Annotated in this window: 21 protein-coding genes; 3 read left to right on the top strand and 18 right to left on the bottom strand. The window is 71.9% G+C overall.

Annotation, left to right across the window (positions count from 1 at the left end; translation table 11 throughout):
• Positions 1-425: 425 nt before the first annotated feature.
• Together ACH427_RS21570 and ACH427_RS21575 are read right to left on the bottom strand one after the other, a co-directional pair.
• A complete protein-coding gene (locus ACH427_RS21570; protein WP_398871406.1) occupies positions 426-1,748 on the bottom strand; it encodes a PhoH family protein in 1,323 nt (440 codons plus the stop codon).
• A gap of 358 nt (positions 1,749-2,106) precedes the next feature.
• A complete protein-coding gene (locus ACH427_RS21575; protein ID WP_361527499.1) occupies positions 2,107-2,868 on the bottom strand; it encodes an isoprenyl transferase in 762 nt (253 codons plus the stop codon).
• 111 nt (positions 2,869-2,979) lie between these two features.
• On the opposite strand from ACH427_RS21575, the gene mgrA reads away from it, so the two are divergent.
• Positions 2,980-4,032 (top strand): L-glyceraldehyde 3-phosphate reductase, encoded by a 1,053-nt coding sequence (mgrA, locus tag ACH427_RS21580; RefSeq protein WP_398871408.1) that lies wholly within the window; start codon positions 2,980-2,982, stop codon positions 4,030-4,032.
• Between the two features lie 357 nt (positions 4,033-4,389).
• Here mgrA and ACH427_RS21585 read toward each other — a convergent pair whose 3' ends face one another.
• From ACH427_RS21585 to ACH427_RS21595, 3 genes are all read right to left on the bottom strand, one after another.
• On the bottom strand, positions 4,390-5,610 hold the full coding sequence (locus tag ACH427_RS21585; protein WP_398871410.1) for an MFS transporter: 1,221 nt from the start codon (positions 5,608-5,610) through the stop codon (positions 4,390-4,392).
• A gap of 98 nt (positions 5,611-5,708) precedes the next feature.
• A complete protein-coding gene (locus ACH427_RS21590; RefSeq protein WP_398871412.1) occupies positions 5,709-6,290 on the bottom strand; it encodes a TetR/AcrR family transcriptional regulator in 582 nt (193 codons plus the stop codon).
• Between the two features lie 80 nt (positions 6,291-6,370).
• Positions 6,371-7,096: a prepilin peptidase gene (locus ACH427_RS21595; protein WP_398871415.1), complete on the bottom strand. Its 726-nt coding sequence runs from the start codon at positions 7,094-7,096 to the stop codon at positions 6,371-6,373.
• Positions 7,097-7,239: 143 nt separating this feature from the next.
• Between ACH427_RS21595 and ACH427_RS21600 the strand changes: the two genes are divergently transcribed.
• Complete coding sequence (locus tag ACH427_RS21600) at positions 7,240-7,644, top strand: DUF192 domain-containing protein (RefSeq protein WP_398871486.1); 405 nt, start codon at positions 7,240-7,242, stop codon at positions 7,642-7,644.
• 2 nt (positions 7,645-7,646) lie between these two features.
• On the opposite strand, the gene ACH427_RS21605 is transcribed toward ACH427_RS21600, so the two are convergent.
• From ACH427_RS21605 to ACH427_RS21660, 12 genes are all read right to left on the bottom strand, one after another.
• Positions 7,647-8,936, bottom strand: coding sequence for a hypothetical protein (locus ACH427_RS21605; protein WP_398871417.1), 1,290 nt, complete (start codon positions 8,934-8,936; stop codon positions 7,647-7,649).
• A gap of 82 nt (positions 8,937-9,018) precedes the next feature.
• The gene (locus ACH427_RS21610) at positions 9,019-9,651 is read right to left on the bottom strand and encodes an OmpA family protein (RefSeq protein WP_398871419.1); all 633 of its coding nucleotides are present in this window, start codon (positions 9,649-9,651) and stop codon (positions 9,019-9,021) included.
• A gap of 5 nt (positions 9,652-9,656) precedes the next feature.
• Positions 9,657-10,235, bottom strand: a complete 579-nt coding sequence (locus ACH427_RS21615) for a hypothetical protein (protein WP_398871421.1) — start codon at positions 10,233-10,235, stop codon at positions 9,657-9,659.
• Positions 10,236-10,309: 74 nt separating this feature from the next.
• Positions 10,310-10,924 (bottom strand): pilus assembly protein TadG-related protein, encoded by a 615-nt coding sequence (locus tag ACH427_RS21620; RefSeq protein ID WP_398871488.1) that lies wholly within the window; start codon positions 10,922-10,924, stop codon positions 10,310-10,312.
• The gene (locus tag ACH427_RS21625; RefSeq protein ID WP_398871500.1) at positions 10,921-11,145 is read right to left on the bottom strand and encodes a hypothetical protein; all 225 of its coding nucleotides are present in this window, start codon (positions 11,143-11,145) and stop codon (positions 10,921-10,923) included. Before ACH427_RS21625 ends, ACH427_RS21620 begins: the two co-directional genes overlap by 4 nt.
• Positions 11,146-11,359: 214 nt before the next feature.
• Positions 11,360-12,253 carry a DUF5936 domain-containing protein gene (locus ACH427_RS21630; RefSeq protein WP_398871423.1) on the bottom strand — a complete coding sequence of 298 codons (894 nt, stop codon included), beginning with the start codon at positions 12,251-12,253 and terminating at the stop codon, positions 11,360-11,362.
• 3 nt (positions 12,254-12,256) lie between these two features.
• On the bottom strand, positions 12,257-13,195 hold the full coding sequence (locus tag ACH427_RS21635; protein ID WP_398871425.1) for a type II secretion system F family protein: 939 nt from the start codon (positions 13,193-13,195) through the stop codon (positions 12,257-12,259).
• Between the two features lie 6 nt (positions 13,196-13,201).
• The gene (locus ACH427_RS21640; RefSeq protein ID WP_398871427.1) at positions 13,202-14,545 is read right to left on the bottom strand and encodes a CpaF family protein; all 1,344 of its coding nucleotides are present in this window, start codon (positions 14,543-14,545) and stop codon (positions 13,202-13,204) included.
• On the bottom strand, positions 14,542-14,964 hold the full coding sequence (locus tag ACH427_RS21645; RefSeq protein ID WP_398871429.1) for a TadE/TadG family type IV pilus assembly protein: 423 nt from the start codon (positions 14,962-14,964) through the stop codon (positions 14,542-14,544). Before ACH427_RS21645 ends, ACH427_RS21640 begins: the two co-directional genes overlap by 4 nt.
• Before the next feature lie 431 nt (positions 14,965-15,395).
• The gene (locus ACH427_RS21650; RefSeq protein WP_398871431.1) at positions 15,396-17,099 is read right to left on the bottom strand and encodes a CpaE family protein; all 1,704 of its coding nucleotides are present in this window, start codon (positions 17,097-17,099) and stop codon (positions 15,396-15,398) included.
• A 37-nt stretch (positions 17,100-17,136) separates the two neighbouring features.
• Positions 17,137-17,859 (bottom strand): Flp pilus assembly protein CpaB, encoded by a 723-nt coding sequence (gene cpaB, locus ACH427_RS21655; protein ID WP_398871434.1) that lies wholly within the window; start codon positions 17,857-17,859, stop codon positions 17,137-17,139.
• 74 nt (positions 17,860-17,933) lie between these two features.
• Positions 17,934-18,818 (bottom strand): hypothetical protein, encoded by an 885-nt coding sequence (locus tag ACH427_RS21660; protein ID WP_398871436.1) that lies wholly within the window; start codon positions 18,816-18,818, stop codon positions 17,934-17,936.
• Between the two features lie 285 nt (positions 18,819-19,103).
• On the opposite strand from ACH427_RS21660, the gene ACH427_RS21665 reads away from it, so the two are divergent.
• Entirely contained in the window at positions 19,104-20,804 is a 1,701-nt protein-coding gene (locus ACH427_RS21665; protein WP_398871437.1) for a chitinase, read from the top strand.
• A gap of 80 nt (positions 20,805-20,884) precedes the next feature.
• Here the strand turns inward: ACH427_RS21665 and ACH427_RS21670 are convergent, their stop codons facing one another.
• On the bottom strand, positions 20,885-21,751 hold the full coding sequence (locus ACH427_RS21670; protein ID WP_398871490.1) for a trypsin-like serine peptidase: 867 nt from the start codon (positions 21,749-21,751) through the stop codon (positions 20,885-20,887).
• Positions 21,752-21,840 lie beyond the last annotated feature (89 nt).

Consider the following 21,840-nt stretch of genomic DNA (forward strand, 5'->3'; position numbering starts at 1 on the left):
TCCTTCCAGCATCGCCCGCTTAGGTGACCTCGCGGGCGCAATCGTGCCCCTGGCGCTGGCCTCCGTCTTGCGCGGCACCACCAGGGGCGGGACCGGCCGGTCACAGGAGGCACTGACCCGGTGGGCCCTCCGCAGGGAGGTCCGCGTGATGCTCGGGCGGCATACGGCGACGCTGTTCAGTTCTTGTGGTGCGGCACCCGGGGGGTGCCGAAGTGCCGTATGCGGGGCCTGACAGGACCCAGACTCTGCCCGACGGGGACGCCCCGAGGCAATTCCACGTTGCGTGGGAAAGCTCACATGCCGTTTACTCCAGCCGTTTTACGGAAAGTGCGGCGCGGCACGACAACGCGCGGCTAAGCTCCTTCGCTTCGCCGCGCGCTGCCCCGTCACCTCACCCGCGGTGGGGCAATTGCCTGCCCACTCCCTCAGATGCGGCCTTCCTCCAGCATTTCGGTCACCAGTGCCGCGATGGGCGAACGCTCCGAACGCGTCAGCGTGACATGGGAGAAGAGCGGATGCCCCTTCAGCTTTTCCACGACCGCGACCACGCCGTCGTAGCGGCCGACGCGGAGGTTGTCGCGCTGCGCCACGTCATGGGTGAGGACCACCCGCGAATTGGCCCCGATGCGCGACAGAACGGTCAGCAGCACATTCCTTTCGAGCGATTGCGCCTCGTCCACGATCACAAAGGCGTCGTGCAGCGACCGCCCGCGGATGTGCGTCAGCGGCAGCACCTCCAGCATGCCCCGCCCGACGACCTCCTCGATCACCTCGGCGCTCGTCACCGCGGAGAGGGTGTCGAAGACGGCCTGCGCCCAGGGGCTCATCTTCTCCGCCTCGCTGCCCGGCAGATACCCCAACTCCTGCCCGCCGACGGCGTACAGGGGGCGGAAGACCATCACCTTCCGGTGCTGCCGGCGCTCCAGGACGGCCTCCAGACCGGCGCACAGCGCCAGCGCCGACTTGCCCGTGCCGGCCCGGCCGCCCATCGACACGATGCCGATGTCCGGGTCGAGGAGCATGTCGAGCGCCACCCGCTGCTCGGCGCTGCGCCCATGGATCCCGAACGCCTCGCGGTCGCCGCGCACCAGCCGCACCGAGCCGTCGGCCGCGACCCGGCCGAGCGCCTTGCCGCGCTCGGACTGGAGCACCAGCCCGGTGTGCACGGGCAGTTCGGACGCTTCCGGCAGATATGCCACCTCGGCGGCGTAGAGCTCGTCCACTTGCTCGGCGGTGACGGCGAGTTCGGCCATCCCCGTCCAGCCCGAGTCGGTGATGGCGAGCTCGGCGCGGTACTCCTCCGCGAGCAGCCCGACCGCGGACGCCTTGATCCGCAGCGGCAGGTCCTTGGAGACGACGGTGACGTCGTACCCCTCGGCCTGGAGGTTGCGGGCCACGGCGAGGATGCGCGAGTCGTTGTCACCGAGGCGGAAACCGGCGGGCAGTATGCCGGGATCCGAGTGATTGAGCTCGACCCTGAGCGTCCCGCCCAGCTCGCCGATCGGGATCGGTGAGTCGAGGCGGCCGAATTGCACCCGGTAGCCGTCCAGCAGGCGGAGCGCCTGCCGTGCGAAGTAACCGAGCTCGGGGTGCTGCCTCTTGGCCTCCAGCTCCGTGACCACCACCACGGGCAGCACGACCTCGTGCTCCTCGAAGCGGGCCATGGCGCCTGGATCGGCCAGCAGGACGCTGGTGTCGAGGACATAGGTGCGCCGGTCGTTCTCACGGCGCTTCTTGCTGGTCACCACGGGTGGACGAACCCCCTCGGGGAGAGGTCGGGGCGCGACGACGTCGCCGGGGAACTGGGCCGGGTCCATGCCCTTCGAGGGCCGGACGCCGGCCCTCCGCGTCGTCCGGGCGGACCCGCGGGTCCGCTCGGTCCGCACGGTCGTCGTCCGTGTTGCAAAGGGCCTCCCGGGCGGGCGGCCCCATGCCACCCGCTGGCAGAGCGACGGTCTTTGGACAGACCGTCGGCCTGGAGGGGATATTCCCGCTGGACCGCTTGACCATGCAACGGCATATGCGACGGCGAGGTGAACGCCCGATCCGTCAGGGGCCGTAGCCGTGCCCGAACTCCGTACCCCTCAGCCCGCTCCCGGGCCGCGATCAGTAGCCGTAGCGGCGGTGCCGCGCGGCGTAATCACGCAGCGCGCGCAGGAAATCGACCTTTCGGAAGGCCGGCCAGAAGACCTCGCAGAAGTAGTACTCCGAGTGCGCGCTCTGCCAGAGCATGAAGCCGGAGAGACGCTGTTCGCCGCTGGTGCGGATCACCAGATCCGGGTCGGGCTGGCCGCGCGTATAGAGGTGCTTGGAAATGTGCTCCACATCGACCATCTCGGCGAGTTCCTCGTAAGAGGTGCCGTTGTCGGCCGCTTCGAGCACCAGCGAACGCACCGCGTCCGCGATCTCCTGCCGACCGCCGTAGCCGACCGCGACATTGACCAGTATTCCGTCGATGCCGATGGTGTCCTGCTCCGCCTCTTTGAGCACGGACTGTGTGCGGGCGGGGAGCAGGTCGAGGGTGCCGACGTGGTGGACGCGCCAGCGGCCGTCCGCGGCGAGGCCGCGCACCGTGTTCTCGATGATGCCGAGCAGGGGGTTGAGCTGGTCGGCGGGGCGGTCGAGGTTGTCGGTGGAGAGCATCCAGAGCGTGACGACCTCGACATCGGTCTCGGCGCACCAGCCGAGCAGCTCATGGATCTTGTCGGCGCCGGCCTGGTGGCCCTGCTCCAGCGTGCGGCCGTCGGCGCGTGCCCAGCGGCGGTTGCCGTCGAGGATGACGCCGATGTGCTTGGGCACCTGGGCGTGGTCGAGGCGGCCTTCCACCCGGCGTGCGTAGAGCCTGTACACCAGGTCGCGCAACTTCACGTCTTCCAGCCCCTCCATGCCACGGCGGTCGCCCCGAGGGCGCCACACTACTGCCCGCGTGTCACGAGGACCCAACTCGGTCTGTCACAAGACCGTGATAGTCAGATACACATGACCGAACCCACTCATTCCACTCACTATCGTGCGGCCGGAAATCGCTATGACGCGATGGAGTACCGCCGCACGGGGCACAGCGGCCTCAAGCTGCCCGCCATCTCGCTGGGTCTGTGGCACAACTTCGGCGACGACCGGTCCCTGGAGTCACAGCGCGCCATTCTGCGCCGGGCCTTCGACCTGGGCGTCACCCACTTCGACCTGGCCAACAACTACGGTCCGCCGCCCGGCTCCGCGGAGCTGAACTTCGGCAAGATCTTCGCCCAGGACTTCCGTCCGTACCGCGACGAAATCGTCCTTTCCACCAAGGCCGGCTATCTCATGCACCCCGGCCCGTACGGCGAGTGGGGCTCCCGGAAATATCTGCTCTCTTCCCTCGACGCCTCGTTGCGCCGAATGGGTGTCGACCACGTCGACATCTTCTACTCGCACCGCTTCGACCCGGAGACCCCGCTGGAGGAGACGATGGGCGCGCTCGCGTCCGCCGTCCAGCAGGGCAAGGCGCTCTACGCGGGCGTGTCTTCGTACAGCGCGGAGAACACCCGTGAAGCGGCGCGCATCCTGCGCGGGATGGGCGTGCCCGCGCTGATCCACCAGCCGTCCTACTCGATGATCAACCGCTGGACGGAGGACGACGGGCTGCTCGACGCCCTGGAGGCGGAGGGCATGGGCTGCATCTCCTTCGCGCCGCTGGCGCAGGGGCTGCTGACCGACAAGTACCTGGACGGCATCCCGGAGGGCTCGCGGGCGTCGCAGGGCAAGTCGCTGGACCCGGGGCTGCTGACGGAGGACGTCGTGCGGCGGCTGCGCGGGCTCGACGGGATCGCCCGGCGGCGCGGCCAGTCGCTCGCCCAGCTGGCCCTGACGTGGGTGCTGCGCGACCCGCGGATGACCTCGGCGCTGATCGGCGCGTCCAGCGTGCGCCAGCTGGAGGCGAACGTCGCCGCGCTCGGGGCTCCGAAGCTGACCGAGGAAGAGCTGTCCGAGATCGATTCCTTCGCGGTAAGCACCGAGGGCGTCAACATCTGGGCGAACCGCAACGGGTCCTAGACCGTCTCTCAAACCTCATACGAATCATCACGCACCGTGATGTGAGGGAAAGAAAACGGGCCGGTCCGTGGGGGGGATACGGACCGGCCCGAGGGGGGGTTTCCACCTTAACCGCTCTGAGGCCCTGCTCCGCGCACCGACAAGGGTGACGGCGCGCGCGATGCTGACGCTCGGTGACCTTATTGATCTTGAACTCGGCGGCGGATCAAGATCACCCAGGACCGCGCAGGGCCCGTCAGCGCTGGACCTACGGCGTAGAACAAGCCATTCGACGCTCGGCCGGATGTCTGCCCTCGGCCCTTACGAAAACTTCCTGAAAATTCATCGGCAGGTTGATGCGTTTGACGCCTTTTGACGTCAGGCGGTCCGAGTCTGCCGCACGGCGGTTTCTTGGCAGATCATGATTTTTGCGGTGCTTTGTCCGTCCGCTGGGCCGACCGGGCGACGGACGAGGGCGGGGACGAGGGTGAGCAGGCCGAGGACGGCCATGCCCGCCCCGATCCACAGCGGCGCGCGCAGCCCGAAGGCGTCGATGGCCGGCCCGCCGGCCGAGGTCCCGATGACGATGCCCAGGGTGATGAACGAGGAGTGGATCGTGTTGACCAGCGGCCCGGCGTTGCCCGCGCGCTGGACCCGGGTGACCATCGCGGGGTTCATCGTGACGCCGACGAGGCCGATCCCCAGCATGAACACGACCGCCGGTACGGGCAGGTGGGCGAAGAGCGCGAAGCCGACGAGGAACACCAGGTTCAGGGCGAGGCCGCAGAGCAGGACGCCGAGGGTGTGCCGGTCGGCGAGGCGCCCGACGACGGTGTTGCCGACCACGGTGGCCGCGCCGTAGGCGATGAGGAGCAACGGCACGGTGCCGGTGGCGAAGCCCGTGACCTCCGTGAGTATCGGGTTGAGGTAGCTGAACGCGGCGAACGTCGCGCCGATGATGAAGGTACTGGTGGAGAGCGCCAGCCACAGCCGGGGGCGGCGGAAGACGCCCAGTTCGCCCCGCACGCCACCGCCGCCCTCGGCAGGGGCCCGGTCCAGGCGGGGTACGCCGGCGAGGGTGCAGAGCGCGGCGACGACCGTGAGCACGGTGATGCCCCAGAAGGCCGCGCGCCAGCCGAGGTGTTCACCGGTCACGGTGGCCAGCGGCAGGCCGAGCAGGGTGCCCAGCATGAGGCCGTTCATGGCCACCGCGATGGCGCGACCGCGCACCTCCGGGCGGGCGAGGCGGGCGCACAGCGAGAGGGCGACGCCGAAGAACGCCTGTGAGGCGGTACCGGTGACCACGCGGGCCACCAGCATGGCCGGGTACGTGGACGCGGTGGCGGCCAGGACGTTGCCGGCCAGGAAGACGGCGAACAGCGCCATCAGTGCCCGCCGCTGCGGCAGCCTCAGCACGGCCACGGTGAGGAACGGGCCCCCGACCGCCATGGCCACCGCGAACGCGGTGATGAGATAGCCGATTTCGGGGATGGTCGCGTCCAGCCCCTCCGCCATCTGCGGCATCAGTCCTGCGACGACGAACTCGCTGGTCACCATGGCGAAGATGCCCAGGGCGAGGACGTATATGGCTCGTGGCACAGCGGTCACCTTGTCATTTTCTGTAACGTGCAGTTCAAAACTCGGGTACGAAAAGGGCAGGGGTGGAGACAGCGGGGTGAACAGGGGGGTAAAGGGCGTCAGATCGCGTCGAGCGTGGCGCGGGCGATGCCTTCCAGCGCCGTGCGGCCGACCCCCGCGCGGGCGGAGACGCGCATGCCGCCGATGGCGGCGATCACGAAGTGCGCGAGGGCGCGGGCGTCCTTGGCCGCGTCGATGTCACCGGCGCGCTGCCCCTCGGCGATGGCGGCGGTCAGGAGCTCCAGCCGCTTGCGGTAGTCGCGCTCCAGATCGCGCGCCACATCGGCATCGCGGCCGGCGAGCTCGACGGCGGTGTTGACGACGAGACAGCCGCGATGGCCGCCGGACGACCCGCACTCCTCCTCGACGACGCTCTCCAGCATCGTGCGGAACTTCTCCCGCACCGGCAGATCGCCGCCGAACAGGGCCTGTTGGAACTCCGCCCTGGCGTCCATGTAGCGCAGCAGGGCCCGGCGGAAGAGGTCGTGCTTGCTCTTGAAGGTGTTGTAGATGCTGCTCCTGCCCAGCCCCGTGACATCGCACAGATCCTGGGTGGAGGTCGCTTCGTATCCGGCGGTCCAGAACGCCTGCAACGCGGCGTCGACCGCCCGCTCCTCGTCGAACATCCTCGGCCGGGCCATGCGTCGAACCGTACCCGTTTTGGATCACGCGGTCCAATAGCTTGTGCCCATCACCACGCCCTATGGGCGCCTCCCCCTGTTCACGTCCCCGTGGCGCCTCCCAGCAGGAGGCCCAGCCAGGCGCCCGCGAGCATGAAGGGGCCGAGCGCCAGGGCCGTGCCGCGGGTGGCCCTGCGGGTCAGGAGCAGCGCCGTGCCGTGGAGCGAGCCCAGCAGGAGGCCCGCGAAGGCGCCCAGGAAGAGGACCTGCCAGCCGTACCACCCCAGGGCGCACCCCAGGCCGAGCGCCAGCTTCACATCGCCGAAGCCCAGGCCGCTCGGGTGGATCAGGAAGAGCGCGAGATAGCAGCCGCCCAGCACCGCTCCGCCCAGCAGCGCCCCCGGCCAGGAACCCGCCGACCCCGGTATCAGGGCCGCGACGCCCAGCAGCAGCGCGACGCCCGCCGCCAGCGGCAGCGTCAGCACATCCGGCAGCCGTCGCACCGACCGGTCGACCCCCGCCAGCAGCACCGCCACCGGCACCGCCAGCAGCCACACGGCGAGCTCGGGCCGCGCCCCCACCACGGCGGCGAGCGCCGCGCACACCGCACCGGTCGCCCCGGCCCACCAGAGCGCGCCCGGTGCGTACCGCTCGCCGCATTCCCCGCAGCGGCCCCGCCCCAGCCAGCCCGTGAACGCGTGCCCGCACGGACCCGCCGACCGCCACGCCCGCTCCGGCTCCACACTCAGGCGGTAGTGCGCCCGGGGCAGCGACACCCCGGCCACGGCCCCGTACAGGGCGGCGAGGACGATCAACAGCGCGGCCATGGACCGAGGTTACGCAGAAGCGGCGATGCCCGTGGGGGCCTGTGGATAAAGTGCCTCCAGGGCACCACACACTCCACGGGTCACGGCCGAAGGGACCTCCCATGCCTCGTCGGCACGACGGCACGTCTCATCGGCACGACGGCATGCCTCCTCGGCGCGACGGCACCTTTCGTCGGCGCGACGGCACCGCGAGCCTGTACGTCCCGCCCGGGAGCGCCGGGCCCGAGGCGGAACACGGCAGCGCTCTCGTGGTCCCGCTGGAGGTGGCCGCTTCCTACCGCGCCCGCACCCGCGGCCTCCTCGGCCGCGACGACATCGAGGGCGCGCTGCTCCTCACCCCCGCGTCCTCGGTGCACACCTTCCGGATGCGCTTCCCCATCGACGTGGCCTATCTGGACCGGCACTTGACCGTCCTGGCCGTACGCACCATGCGCCCCTGGCGCCTCGGGGCGCCGCGCGTCCGCTCGCGCCATGCGCTGGAGGCGGCGGCGGGGGCCATGCGGCTGTGGGGCCTGCGGCCCGGCGTACGCGTCGAGATCCGCCCCTGAGGTCACTCCTCGCTGTCCTCGCTGTCCGCCCCCGGGCTCACCCCTTGCCCACGCCGGGCCGCCAGCGTCCAGCCGCCGAGCCCGAGCAGCAGCAGCGACCCTGTGGTGATGCCCGCGTACCCGACGGCGCGCAGCCGCCGGTCGCGGTGCCGCCCGGTGACCGCGCCGGCCGGGCGCATGCTTCCGCCGGGTGCCCGCGCCTCCTCGCGCGCCTTGCCGACGTCCACCGTGAGCGTGACGGGCACCCGGCTCGGCTTCCCCTGGCCCACCTTGGGGTTGAGGCTCACCTGGAGGTAGTACCAGCCCGCGAGGCGCATGCCCCGGGCGGCGTCCCCGCCCGCGCCGTCGCCGGCCGCGGCGGCGGGCGTGGTCAGCGAGAGGTCCGCGGGTTTGCCCTGATAGCCGCCGGTCCTGTTCATGACGTAGCCGCGGGCTTCGTTGCTCAGCCCCATCCGCATCCCGGCGATCACGTACGGCGCGCTCCCGGCGTCCCGGTCGGCCCCGAACCGCGCGTTCGCCGCGAGTTGCTGACCGGCTCCGACCGGGACGCGGTAGAAGTGGGTCTCGCCGGGCCGGAGTTCGTCCGTCCAGACCCCGGGGCGGATCTCCGCGGCGTCGTTGAAGCCCGACCCGCCACGGACGCCGCCGCCCTGGGCGCCCACTCCCCCGCCGCCCGGTGCGGGCGCGGTCCGTGCCGTCCGGTCCCCGCCGGGGTCGCCCGTGGACGCCGGATCCGCGGGCGCGCTCACATACTTCAGCTCGACCGGCACGGCGGCCGTGTCCCCGCCCGCCGCGTCGCCGCGCTCCAGGACGAAGCGGTAGGTCCCCGCGGCCTTGCAGGCACCGCCCGTGGCGGTCACCCGCTCCGCGTAGTCGGCGACCGGATAGGCGCCACCGGCCGAGAGGAACGTGCGGTGGCGGCCCACGCCGCACTGCGTGCCGTCCTGTGCCTCCAGGGACACCGAGATCCCGTCCCGGGCCCCCATCGAGCTGCCGGGGGCGGGGGCGGCCACGGCCGAGACGTACGCGCTGGAGCGGGCGTCCAGCCGCACCGCGTAGTACTTCCGCTGTCCGGGGGCGACGCTGTCCTTGTAGGTGTGCGCGCCGGGCTTCAGCAGGGGGGCGTCGGCGGTGTTCCCGGAGCCGTTCAACTGCTGTGCGTCCGGGGCCATCCTGTACGCGGCGGCGGGCGCGGCCTCCGCCGCCCCCGCGGCCGCCTGCGCGGCCGCCGCGATCAGCATGCCCAGGGCCGCCGCCCCGGCGAGTCCGCCTCTCGCTTTCCCCCGGCACATCTTCCGCCTCCCTGGCGCGTCCCGGCATCCGGGGCCTCATCCTGCCGCCTGGCGGACGGGGGCGCGAGGCTCCGTCGGGCCCTCAGCCACGCGTGGGGAAGCTGATCTCCACCCGGCGGTTGCGACGGCGGCCGTCCTCCGAGGAGTTGTCCGCGATGGGGTAGTCCTCGCCGTACCCCCGTATCTGGTACGAGACGCCCGACGATCCGATGTCCAGGGCCAGTTGCCGCTGCACCGCGTTGGCCCGCTGTTTCGACAGCTCCACGCCGTGCTCGGCGGAACCGAGGTTGTCCGTGAAGCCGAAGACGCGGAGCGTGGTCGCGTGCCGCTTCCTGACCTCGTCCGCGATGACCCGGATCCGCTTGCCCGCCTCCGCGCCGAGCGTCGCGCTGTCCTTGTCGAAGAGCACTTCCGCCTGGAGGGCGAAGGTGACGTCGACGTTGGTGTCCTCCCGCCGCTCGCCCCCGTCGTCCGTCTCGACGACGGACTTGATGTCCAGCACCCGGCCGGGTGCGAGTCGCGCGCCCGGCCGCATCCGCAGCCCGTGGGCGGAACCGTCGATCTTCACGGGCGGCGCGGTGTCGGCCTTGCCGCCGGGACCGCTCTGCGCGCGGGCGGGCGGGGCGGCCGGGGTGGTGACCAGCAGCGCGGTGGACAGGGCCACGGCGACGGCCGCCCCGCGGCCGATCCGGGGAACGTACGCGGTCCGGGTCATCCGGCTCACTCCGAGATCCGCACACGGACGGACGGCATGGTCGGCACCTGGAAGTCGACGTCCGTGACGTTCTCCGGTGGCGCCGGGAACTGCGCGAAGACGGGCCGGCTCTCCTGGGGCTTGATGTTGGTCAGGCCCGTGCTGCACAGACACTCGCCGTCCGTGTCCCGCAGGACCAGATAGCGCTTCTTGCTCGCCCCGTCGACCAGTGAGGCGCCGGAGATGGAGGAGCGGGACTTCATGTCCGTCTCCTGGGAGAGCCAGTGGATGGCGTTGAACGGTTTGCTGCCGCCGTTCGTCAGAGTGCCGCTCACCGTGACGAAGCCGCCGCTGTCCCGTACCGCGGAATTGACGGCGATGACGACACCGTCAGGGCCCTTCATCTCGCCTATGACCTCGCCCGGCCGAGCCGCGGGAGCGTTCTTCGCGCTGCCCGGAGGACCGGCCGATTTCCTGTCCGGGGTGGCGTCCGCGTCCTTCCCGCCGCTGTCCCCGCCGCAGCCGGACACGGCGAGGGCCAGGAGGGCCACGACCGCCGCCGCTGCCGCGCGTCCGCGGGTCTTCGTGATGTGCCGCGTGCTCATGAGGGCGCGTCCTTTCGAGGAGTCACCGGCTTTCGAGGGGTCACCGGCGGAGGGCAACCGCGCGGCGGGCCGCTTCAGTCGGCGAGGCGTACGGCGAACAGCGCTCCGACCGCTCTCGCGAGGTCGTCGGGGCGCTTGGGGTCGATCGGCACCACCCGCCCGTCGCACACGATGTCGACGGGTGGCTTCCGCGTCTCCGGGGACAGCGCCGCGCAGCGCGGTTCCACCACGGCGCGCGCCGTGGCCGTCGCGTGGACGTCCTCGGTGCCGGGGACGACCGAGCGGCCGACGGCCGCCGAGGAGCGGACGGTGACGGTGAAGGCGGCGGGGAGCGTCCCCGGGGCGGACGTGCCGCACCCGCCCACGACTTCGGCGCCGTTGCTCCGGGCGTACGCGTCGGCCTCGCCGCAGGCGGCGGCCACGTCGCCCGTGCGGCCGTCCAGCCAGTCCGCCCAGCCGCCACCGGCCCCCAGGGCCGCCAGCAGCCCCGTACGCAGCTGATCGCGGTAGCTCTGGGCCGCGGCGAGGGCGGCGGCGTCCGCGGCCGTCTGCGCGCCGTTCTTGTTCGCTCCCGCCTGACCCACGGCGAAGAACGCCAGCGCGAGGAAGAGCAGGGCGGCGACCGCCGTGACGTAGAGCGGGAACGCCTGTCCGGCGTCGCCGTGCGCACGGCGGGCGGCGCGCGTCAGCCGCCCGTGACCTGGGAGATCTTGTCGGAGATGGCGCTGGCGATCGCGCTGCCGAAGTCCGTCCGGGTCAGCACCAGGACGATCGCCACGACCACGCAGATGATGCCCAGGTACTCGATCGCGGTCTGCCCCCGGTCGCCCCGTAGACCACGGCGGCGCTCCCCTGAGCCTCTCCCCGGGCCCGGTAAGTTTCCCGGGATGTGCTCGCGCGACGTCTCCATGCTGTTCCCCTCCATCGACGGCAACCTCCGTGCGGTACGGAATCCGGGTGTGGTGCGTGGTGTGGCTCACGCCACATGAAAAGTACGCCGGAACGGTGACCGCGGAACAGTGCGTCCGGCACCATTCCCTTCCCTTGGCGGGGAGTTGGCACACCATCGAACAGACGCGCCTCACAGAACCCACGCGGTCCACACATCCCACCCCCACCCGGGCTCAACGCCCCGTGATCGAACCGAAGTCCGCGCCCGACCCGAGGAAGAATCCCGCCACCATCAGGATCATCGTGCCCGGCACCATGCAGGTGGTGATCACGACCGTGGCCTTCGGCACCGCGCGGGCCGCGCGGCGGCGGGCCCGCTGGGCGTCCGTGCGGCGCATGTCGTCGGCGATGGCGATCAGCGTGTCGACGATGGGCGCGCCGAGCTCCTCGCCCTGCTGCAAGGCCGTGACGAACCGCGCGACCTGCTCCGAGTCGTTGCGGACCCGCAGCCCCTCGAACGCCTGCCGCCTGCTGACGCCCATGTCCAGCTGGCGCAGGGTGATGCGGAGTTCGTCGGCCCACGGGCCCTCGTACTTCTCCGCCACCCGGTCGAGGGCCTGCCGGAAGCTCAGTCCGGCGCTCACGACCACCGCGAGGACGTCCAGGAAGTCCGGCAGGGTGCGGTCGATGGCGTCCTTGCGTTCGCGTACGGCGGCCCAGATGCCGACCTCGATCCAGAAGAGCCCGAAGGCGACCAGCAGCAGGGCGACGATCATCCGTCCGGCGAGGAGCATGACGAGGGCACCGCCGAAGCCGAGGAAGCCGTAGACGGCACGGCGCGCGGCGTAGCGGTCGACGGTGAGGCCGCCGGGGTTCCCGGCGCGGTCGATCCGGGTGCGCACCTTCGCGACCCGCTTCTCGCCCATCATCCGCAGCACGAGCGGCGCGTACCGCATGCCGAGCCGGTCGAGCGCCGAACCCACGGCCGTGGTCCGGGTGGAGCCGACCTCCAGGGCCACGGTCAGGTCCGTCGGCAGCTTGACCTCGCTGCGGTAGAGCGCGACGCCCGCGCAGGCACCCGCGACGGACAGCGCGGCGAGCAGCCCCAGCGCAAGGCCCGTGCCCACCCCTCAGACCTCGATCCTGGAAAGGCGGCGGATCGCCACGATGCCCAGGGCGTAGAGGCAGAACGCGGCGACCACGGCGGCCTGGCCGAGGAAGGTGGAGGTCATGCGGTCGATCGACCCGGGTGCGATGCGGTCCATCAGCAGCAGCGTGCCGACGCCCATCAGGGGGACGACATAGGCGGTGACGGTCACCTGCGACAGCTGGGTGCGCACCTCCCGGCGGGTCTCCTTCCGCTCCTCCAGCGTCCTGGTGAGGTTGCGCAGCGAACTGACGACCGTGCCACCCGCTCTGTTCGAAAGCACCAAGGTCGTCACCAGGACGCCGAGTTCACGCGAGGGAAGCCGTTCGGCGAGCTCGCCGAGTGCGTCGTCGACCGAGTGTCCGACCGCGAGCTTGTCGGCCACCTTGGCGAGCTCCTCGCCCGCCGGTGCCTCCATCTCGTCGGCGGCCATGGCGAGGGCCGTACGGAGGGCCAGTCCGGCCTGGGTGGCGTTGGCGAGGATGCGGGACAGCTCGGGCAGCTGGTTGATGAACCGCTCGATGCGCTTGCGGCGTTGCAGCCCCAGGAAGGCGGACGCGGACCACAGGGCGGCCAGCGCGGCCGGGGGGCCGAAGAAGGGCGCGAGGGCGGCGGCCGCGACGAACCACAGTCCGGCCGCCGTGGCGAGCGCGCAGACGGTGAACTCGCCCGGTGTGACGTCCAGTCCCGTCGACGCGAGCCGCCGCTCCAGCCGGCGCCCCGCCCGCGTGGCGCGCAGCCGCCGGTCCAGCCCCCGGAAGTGCCGCACGCGCCCGGCGGGCGGCAGGGCCGGGGCATCGGAGAGCCGCGCCACCAGCGACCGCCGCCGCGCCTTCCCGGCCGCGTACACCAGCACGCCCGCCGTGCCCAGCGCGCAGCACAGCAGGGTGGCGCCGGCGGTCAGCAGTACAAGTGCGTTCATCTGCGGCTACCTCTGCCTCGCTTCTCGGACGGTGAGCTCGGTGGGGAACGCGGCGACCCCGAACGCCGCCGGTACGGCCTCGTCGGCCATCCGCAGCCGCTCGGCGACGCGTTCGGGGACGGGGAAGCACGTGAACCGCCCGCGCACGATGCGGTCGGAGTCCATCGGCCGGGCGTCGAAGCGGCAGACGGTGGCCAGGCGGTAGTCCTCCCGGCCGTGCGAGTCGAGCAGCGCGATCTCGACGACCCGCCGAGAGCCGTCCGCGTGCCGGGTCAGCTGGACGACGCAGTCGACGGCACTGTTGATCTGGTCGCGCAGCGCCTCGTACGGGATCTTCACCTCGGACATCGATGCCAGCGTCTGCAGGCGCATCAGGGCGTCCTCCGCGCTGTTGGCGTGCACGGTGGCGAGCGAGCCGTCGTGGCCGGTCGACATCGCCTGGAGCATGTCGAGCGTCTCGCCGCCGCGGACCTCACCGACGATGATCCGGTCCGGGCGCATCCGCAGGGAGTTGCGGACGAGGTCGCGGATGGTGATCCGGCCGTGGCCCTCGACGTTGGGGGGACGCGACTCCAGCCGGATGACGTGGGCCTGCTGGAGCTGGAGCTCGGCGGCGTCCTCGACGGTGATGATGCGCTCGCCCTCCGGGATGAGCCCGGAGAGGGCGTTCAGCAGGGTGGTCTTGCCGGAACCGGTCGGGCCGGAGACCACGACGTTGAACTTCGCCCGGACGAGCGCGGAGAGCAGCACCAGCATCCGCTCGTCGAGCGTCCCCATGCCGATCAGTTCCGGCAGGGTGTACGCGCGGGGGAAGCGGCGGATGGTCAGCGTCGCGCCGTTCAGCGCGAGCGGCGGGATGATGACGTTGACGCGCTCACCGCTGGGCAGCCGGGCGTCGACCATCGGATTCGACTCGTCCACCCGCCGGTTGACCGTGGAGACGATGCGTTCGATGGTCTGCATCAGCTGCTCGTTGGACGCGAACCGTACGGGTACGAGCTCCACGCGGCCGGCGCGCTCCACGAAGATCTGGTCGGGGCCGTTGACCATGATCTCGGTGATCGAGGGGTCCTCCAGGAGCGGTTCGAGGACGCCCAGCCCCAGGGCCTCGTCGACGACGCGGCGGATGAGCCGGTCGCGCTCGGAGGTGGAGAGGACCGGCCCCTCCCGGCTGAGGATGTGCCCGAGGACCCGCTCCAGCCGCGTGCGGCGCTCGGCGGCGGCGAGCGCGGACATCTCGGCGAGGTCGATCTCCTCCAGCAACTTCGCACGGTAGACGGGGACGAGGTGGCTCGACTCCCGGCCGTCCGTGGGCACTTCCGGTGCGACGATCCGCGCCCGCAGGCTCATGGCGCACTCCTCGGTGCCGGCAGCGGTCCCGCCGGGCAGCGCATGGTGGCCCGGCGGGTGACGGACCGGTCGCCCAGCAGCGGCAGGACGGCCGGGATGCGCACGGTGACGGTGGCGGTGGTCTCCCCCGCGCCCTCGCAGGGCGCCGCGTCGGGCGCGCCGTCGGTCCGCAACCAGCCGCTCAGCGCCGCCCGTCCGGCGTCCGCCGGTGTCGTCCTGGGGTCGTCCTGGGTGGCGGTACGGGCCGCGGCTCTCGCGGCGCTTCCGGCTTGCTGGGTGGCGAAGGCGGCGAGCCCCAGTTGCAGGGCGGCGAGCCCGACCAGGAGCAGGACGGGCAGGAAGCCGAGCAGCTCGATGGAGGCGGATCCCTGGTCGCGGCGGCGGGCTTGTTCCCCGGCCCCGCCCCTTCCCGGCCGCATCCGATATGCGGCTCCGCCGCGTGGGGAGGCTGCGCCCCAGACCCCGCGACACGCTTCGCGCGTTGTCCGCAAAATCCCCCGGCCAACTCCCCCAGACTCCGTCCGGGGGCGCCCCCAGAGGTGCCCCCAACGGGCTGAAATGAGCACCCCGGACGGGCTGAAGAGAAGTGACGGGCGTGCCCCCACAACCCGCTGTCGCCCTCCGGCGGGAGGGGGTGGGGCTGGAGGGTGGGGTTCCGGAACGCGGTGCGAATTCGGGGCACTCCATACGCGAAACGGCACCCGCACCGCGTTCCAGGTCCCCAGCCCGGAAGACCCACCCCCGACACCCACCACAGACCAGCCCGGCCGGCGCTTGAGGCCACCCCACCGAAAGGCGCAAGCAACCCGCACCCAGCAACGGCGAGCCCCCAGAGCACCCCGCACCCCCCTCACCCCTCCTCCTCGGAAGCCGCCCCCGCCGACCCGGACACCCGCCAAGGCCAACTCACCGCCCCAGGAAAAAGCACCGGCACAGACAGCGAAACCCTCGCCCGGTAAACACCGCCCTCCACCCCGCACCCCACGCCATCACTCCCCCAAGCGCCCGGTACGTCCGCGGAAGCCGCCGCCACGCAGTCACCCCCCGCCGCACCCGCCCGAGCGCCCTTGTCGGCGGCATCCCCGGCGAGGGAATACGTGTAGCCGATCAGTACGCACTGCCAGACCACGGCCAGGATCACCAGAATCAACGGCAGGATGCCGAGGAACTCCACAGCCACCTGCCCCCGGTCACCACCACCGCGCCGTCGGAAGCGACTGGTCGGAACAGGCGCGAGCTGATCGGGGCCAGTACCCCCGGAGCCGCCCGTACCCCCACCCGCCCCTATCGCCGCCCGCCGCCTCCGCAGCCCCCCGGTGAGCGAGCGGTCCGCGTGCGCCGCGGCGCGCGGTCTGCCGGACTGGGCGGTGGACGGACCGGAGGCGACGCCGAGTTCGGCGGCGAGGGTCCACAGGGCCTGCCGGACGGCGGACCGGGCGTCGAGGTCCTGCATGCGGCCGGAGTCGACGGCGGCCTGGAGTTCCTTGTAGCCGGCGGGGACGGTCGTGCGGGCCGTCCGGGTGCCGGTGGCGCGCTCGACCAGGGACGGCTGGATCTCCGCGCTGCGGGTGTGCCGGTTGACGACGGTGACCGTCTCGGACGCCTTGCGGATCTGGAGCCGCTCCCAGAGCCGGACCATGCGCTTGGCGGCCCGTACGGACACCACGTCCGGTGTGGTGACGAGCAGGGCCACGTCGGCGGTCTCGACAACTGCCGCGCAGGCGGCGGTGATCTGCGTGCCGCAGTCCACGACGACGAGCTCGTAGCGGCCCCGCAGGGCGCCCACGATCTGCCGGGACGCGAGGTCGCCGACCTCCTCGCCGCGCTCGCCCTCCGCGGGCGCGAGCAGCAGGCCGGGCCCGGCCGGGTGCGGGAAGACGGCGTCCTGGAGGACGCGCGGGGAGATGTCGCTGATGCCCGCCAGATCGGCGATGGACCGCCGGAACTGCACATCCAGATAGGAGGCGACGTCGCCGGACTGGAGGTCCATGTCGACCAGGACGACGCTGCGCCCGGCGGCACAGGCGGCGAGCGCGAGCTGGACGGCGGTGACGGTCGTACCGACACCGCCCTTGGCGCCGGTGACCGCGAGGAGCGTGCCGCCCGGCCCCGCCGCGCCGGCCGTCCCCTCGCCACCGCCCCCGAGGTGACGGCGGACGCCCGCGGCCCACTGCGCGGCGGCCTGCACCCGGGCGCCCAGTTCGTCGTAGGAGAGCGGCAGCGCCGCGAGGCCGCGGGCGCCGGAGTCCATGGCGGCGGCGTAGAGCGCGGGGCTGGGGGCCGCGGTGACCAGGACGACGCCGGTGGCGGGGAAGCGGAGGGCCACTTCACGGATGAGTTCGAGCGCGGGTAACGGTCCGAGGCGCTCGTGGACGAGGACGACCTCGGGGAGCTCCTCGACCGAGGCGGCGCCCAGGACGGCGAGCGTGTCGAGGAGCCGGGTGGAGTCCCCGGCGGTCGGCAGGGGTTCGACACCGGGGAGCTGGCCGAGGAGGCCGCCGACTGCACGGGCGGCGTCCGGGTCGCCGATGGCCGGGAGAATTCTGATCGTCACCGTGTCCCTTGCCTCTCCTGACCGCTGTCCGTCGCCGTCACTTGTCGCTGTCGAGCGTGTAGGTGCGGTCCGCGCCGCTGACCCCGGAGTCGTCGCCGGGGGCGACCAGGGCGAGCCGCACATGGGAGGCGAAAGACTCCGCGTACGCGACGCGCTGGGCGTCCTTGGTGTCGAGGGCGAAGGTGATCGGCACGGCCTCGCCCGCGCGTCGGGTGGTGGCCCCGGTGGAGCCGCTGTCGCGGTCGAGGGCCTTGAGCCTGCCGACGGCGATGACCTGCGCGTCGCTCACGATGACCTTGGAGACGGGCTTGGTGCCCTGGTCCTTGCCGTCGAAGGTGGCGAAGATGTTGACCTTCGAGCCGGCGTTGATCTTCCCCGCGACGCCCGTCGCCGCGTCGATCATGATGGCGATCTCCTGCTGTCCCGGCTTGAGTTCGGGCCGGGCGGCCATCATGTCCTCCTGGAGGAGGGAGCCCTTGCGCAGCGGTGTGACGGCGATCTTGCCGGTGAGCCGGCCGAGGTCCGTGACGGCGGTCGAGGGCAGCCAGCGCTTGGGCATCGAGATCCTCTCGAAGCGGTCACGGGCCTCTTCGAGCGGCTGATAGGCGGGGATGTCGGCGCGCAGCCGGTAGGCGGTCGCCCCGGGGCCGGTCTTCGACTCCGCGTCGTGGATGACCGAGAAGACCCCGGCGAACGCGCCGAGGGCGCAAAGGGCCGACAGGAGCAGGAGGATGATCCCGCGGCGCTGGCGTGAGTTCATGGGGCGGCGGACCTCGTTCGGGGATGGGGCCGGCAGTGACGCGAGGGGGCGGGCGGGTGCGGCGGCATGCCGGCTCAGCCTCCGGCCGGCGTGAGGCGCTGCCGGGCGGGCGGGTCGAGCGTGTGCCCGCCGGCGGCGCGCGGCAGCGGTCCGGCGCAGAACGCGCAGCGGTCCCCGATGAGTTCGAGTCCGCACCAGTGGCATTCCTCGCGCCGTACGGACGACACCAGTTGGTAGAGCACCGAGGGGTCGGGGATGGCTGCCGCGAACTCGACGGCCCGCTGGGTGCCCCACCAGCGGGCCGATTCGGCGGGCAGGGCGGCCTCCTGGACGCCCTGGACGCGCCAGTGGGGGGCGAGGGTGTCCACGACCCAGTCGTCGCCCCTGAGGGCCCTGCCGCGGGCCACGGTGAGCCGGGTGCCGAATCCGGGGCCGTCGGGCGCCTCGTCACCGGCGGTGCTCATCAGGCGGGGCACCGGGTTGACGAGGGCGGCGAACCGGGCGCCCGGGAGTAACGACCCGAGGTAGGCGCCGAGCCCGACGTCCACCCGGTCGAGCCGGGCGACGCTGGCGAGCTGGGCGCCCGCGTAGACGTAGTGCGCGAGCAGCCGGGCCGCGGAGGCGAGCACGCCGGGGCTGAGGTCGGAGACGGACAGCTGACGGAGCTGGCGGGCCAGCACGGCGACGGCCAGGGGCGGCAGGGCGACGGGCAGCAGAGCGATCCTGTCGCTCTCCAGGACGGAACGGACGGTGCGCAGGCGCCGGACGTACGGGGCGGGCAGCGAGTCCGGGTAGAGGGCGGCCACATAGCCGCACTGGTCGAGCAGGATCGCGGTCTGGGTGACCGCGGTGTCGAGCGGCTGTGCCTCGGGCGGCTGGAAGACGGCGGCGTCGGGGGTCTGTCCGTCGGCGGGCGGCAGCACCAGATCGGGGCTGGTGACCGCTATCGCAATGGGCACGTCGGCTTCCCCGTTCACTCCGGCCGCGGGGGGCCGCGGCGGACGCAGTTCGATACCGCCCTGTGCTGGCGCCTCCGCACTTTATCCACGAATGGAGCGGCTGAGAACCGCCCTTCGGGGTTTGGCCGGGGTGCCCACGCGGTGGCCTGGGGGTCTGTGCGGAAAGCCGTGACGGATGTATTGACGGACGCATTGGACTAGACCATCTTTACGCCAGACGGCGGCGACCCCCCAGGTGCACTCCCCGACGTCACGCCCTCAACTCCCGTCCCACCGGAGGCCGCAGTGGAACACCCGATACGCAGCAACCGCACCGGAACGAGACGCCGCCTGGGCACACTGCTGGCGACCGCCCTCGCGGCCGCCGGCCTGACGGCGCTCGGCGGTTCGCCCGCGCATGCCGCGGACGTGAACCTCGTCAGGAATCCGGGATTCGAGTCCGGTCTCTCCAACTGGACCTGTTCGAGCGACAGCGGCACCACCGTCACCTCACCCGCGCACAGCGGCACCAGCGCGCTGAAGGCCACTCCGGCGGGCTCCGACGACGCCCGGTGCGCGCAGACCGTCAGCGTGCGGCCCAACTCCTCGTACACCCTGAGCGCGTGGGTGCAGGGGTCGTATGTCTATCTCGGGGCGAGCGGCACCGGCACCACGGACGTCTCCACGTGGACGCCGTCCGCGAGCGGCTGGCAGCAGCTGAGCACGACGTTCAGCACGGGCGCGAACACCACGTCCGTCACCGTCTACACACACGGCTGGTACGGCCAGCCGGCGTACGTCGCGGACGACGTCGCCCTGACCGGCCCCGGCGACCCGGGCGATCCCGGTGACCCCGTGCCCGCCGCGCCCGGCGGACTCACGGCCAAGGCGGCGTCCTCCTCGTCGGTGGCGCTCACCTGGAACCCCGTCTCCGGCGCGACCGGTTACAACGTCTACCAGGACGGCACCAAGGCGCAGTCCGTCAGCGGCACCTCCGCCACCGTGACCGGGCTCGCGCCGTCGACCTCGTACCGCTTCGAGGTGGCGGCCACGAACGCCGCCGGCGAGTCCGCGAGATCGACGGCCGTCACCGTCACGACAGGCGCGGGCAGCGGCGGCGGGCCGTCCGTGCCGAAGCACGCGGTGACCGGCTACTGGCAGAACTTCGACAACGGCGCCAAGGTCCAGAAGATCAGCGACGTCCAGAGCCAGTACGACATCATCGCCGTGGCCTTCGCCGACGCGACGGCCACGCCCGGAGCGGTGAGCTTCACCCTCGACCCGGCGCTGAACTACTCGGAGGCCGCGTTCAAGGCCGACATCGCCGCCAAGCAGGCGGCGGGCAAGAGCGTCGTCATCTCCATCGGCGGCGAGAAGGGCAGCGTCTCCGTCAACGACGCGGCCTCCGCGGCCAACTTCGCCGACAGCGTCTACGCCCTGATGCAGAAGTACGGCTTCAACGGCGTCGACATCGACCTGGAGAACGGGCTGAACCCCACCTACATGACGCAGGCGCTGCGCGCCCTGTCGGCGAAGGCGGGCAGCAAGCTCGTCATCACGATGGCCCCGCAGACCATCGACATGCAGTCGCCGTCCGCGGGCTACTTCAGGACCGCGCTGAACATCAAGGACATCCTGACGGTCGTCAACACGCAGTTCTACAACAGCGGTTCCATGAACGGCTGCGACGGCAAGGTCTACTCCCAGGGCACGGTGGACTTCCTCACCGCCCTCGCCTGCGTCCAGCTGGAGGGCGGCCTCGACCCCGCCCAGGTGGGCCTCGGCCTGCCCGCCTCCGCCCGCGCGGCGGGCGGCGGCTACGTGGCACCGTCGGTGGTCGACAACGCCCTCGACTGCCTGGCGAACGGCACGAACTGCGGCTCCTTCAAGCCGTCCCGGACGTACCCGGGGATCCGCGGAGCGATGACGTGGTCGACGAACTGGGACGCGGCGGCGGGCGACGCCTGGTCCAGCGGCGTCGGCCCGCACGTGCACGCGCTGCCGTAGCGGACGGGGCGCGTTTCCCGGCGCCGGGCGGGCGGCTTTCCGCCCGTCCGGCGTTCGCGCTCCGGCGGGCCGCTACCCGGCTACCGGTGCCGCGCCAGCCCCTCGTCCGTGCGGGGGAGGTCACAGCCCGGCAGGGACAGGTCCAGCTTGTTGCCCGGGGCGAAGCACTTGCCTATGCCGTACGTCTCCTCGGCGTAGTTGGTGCCCTGGTGAACGGTCACCTGGCCGTTCTCGTCGACCTCGCAGGGGTTGTTCTCGGTGCACCGCTCGCCGTTCTCGTTGCCCGTGTTGTTGATGGCGATGACCTGGCCAGAGTTGGCGTCGATGACGGGCGAACCGGACGTCCCGCCTATGACGTCGCACGTCGACGTGTAGCGGAGGGAGTCCTTCCAGGTCCAGTCGGCCTCACGCAGACGGTAGACGAAGCCGTCGACGTCGCAGGAGTAGATCTTCTTCCAGTAGCCCGAGACCACCTTGATCGGCGTGCCCGCGGTGGGGTGGTCGCCGGAGACCTTCAGGGCGTCGATCCTGTAGCGCTGCTTGATCTGCGCGTACGTCTGGTCGAGCTCGTAGAGCGTGACGTCCGTGTCGGTCATCGTGGAGTACGAGACCTTGGTGGCGCGCAGCGTACCGGCCTTGCCCGCCGAGGAGTTGAGCAGCGTGAACGTACGCGACGAGGGCTGGTCGGTGATGACCTCGCCGGGGCCCGGCATGCCGGTCTCCAGACAGTGGCCGTTGGTCATGACGAGACCGGGGTCGTTGTCACCGGAGTTGGGCAGCTTGACCAGCGATCCGGAGCAGTTGCTGAGGGCGACCGTGCCGGCGAAGCCGACGGCCTTGGCCTTGCCCGCGGGGGCCTGCGGGGCCGCGGAGGCCGTACCGGCGCCGACGGCGGTGGCCCCGGTGAGCAGGAGGGTCGCGAGGGCACCGACGAGGGGTCTGCTGATGCGCGTCATGGGGGGTGGGTCCTCTCTGGAGGCATCCGGGACGACGTGCTTGGTTTTGACGTGTGCATTGTTGGGGGTGGTGGGGTCCG

Origin of the sequence: Streptomyces sp. NPDC020379, assembly GCF_044387105.1 — a bacterium.
GTDB lineage: Bacteria > Actinomycetota > Actinomycetes > Streptomycetales > Streptomycetaceae > Streptomyces.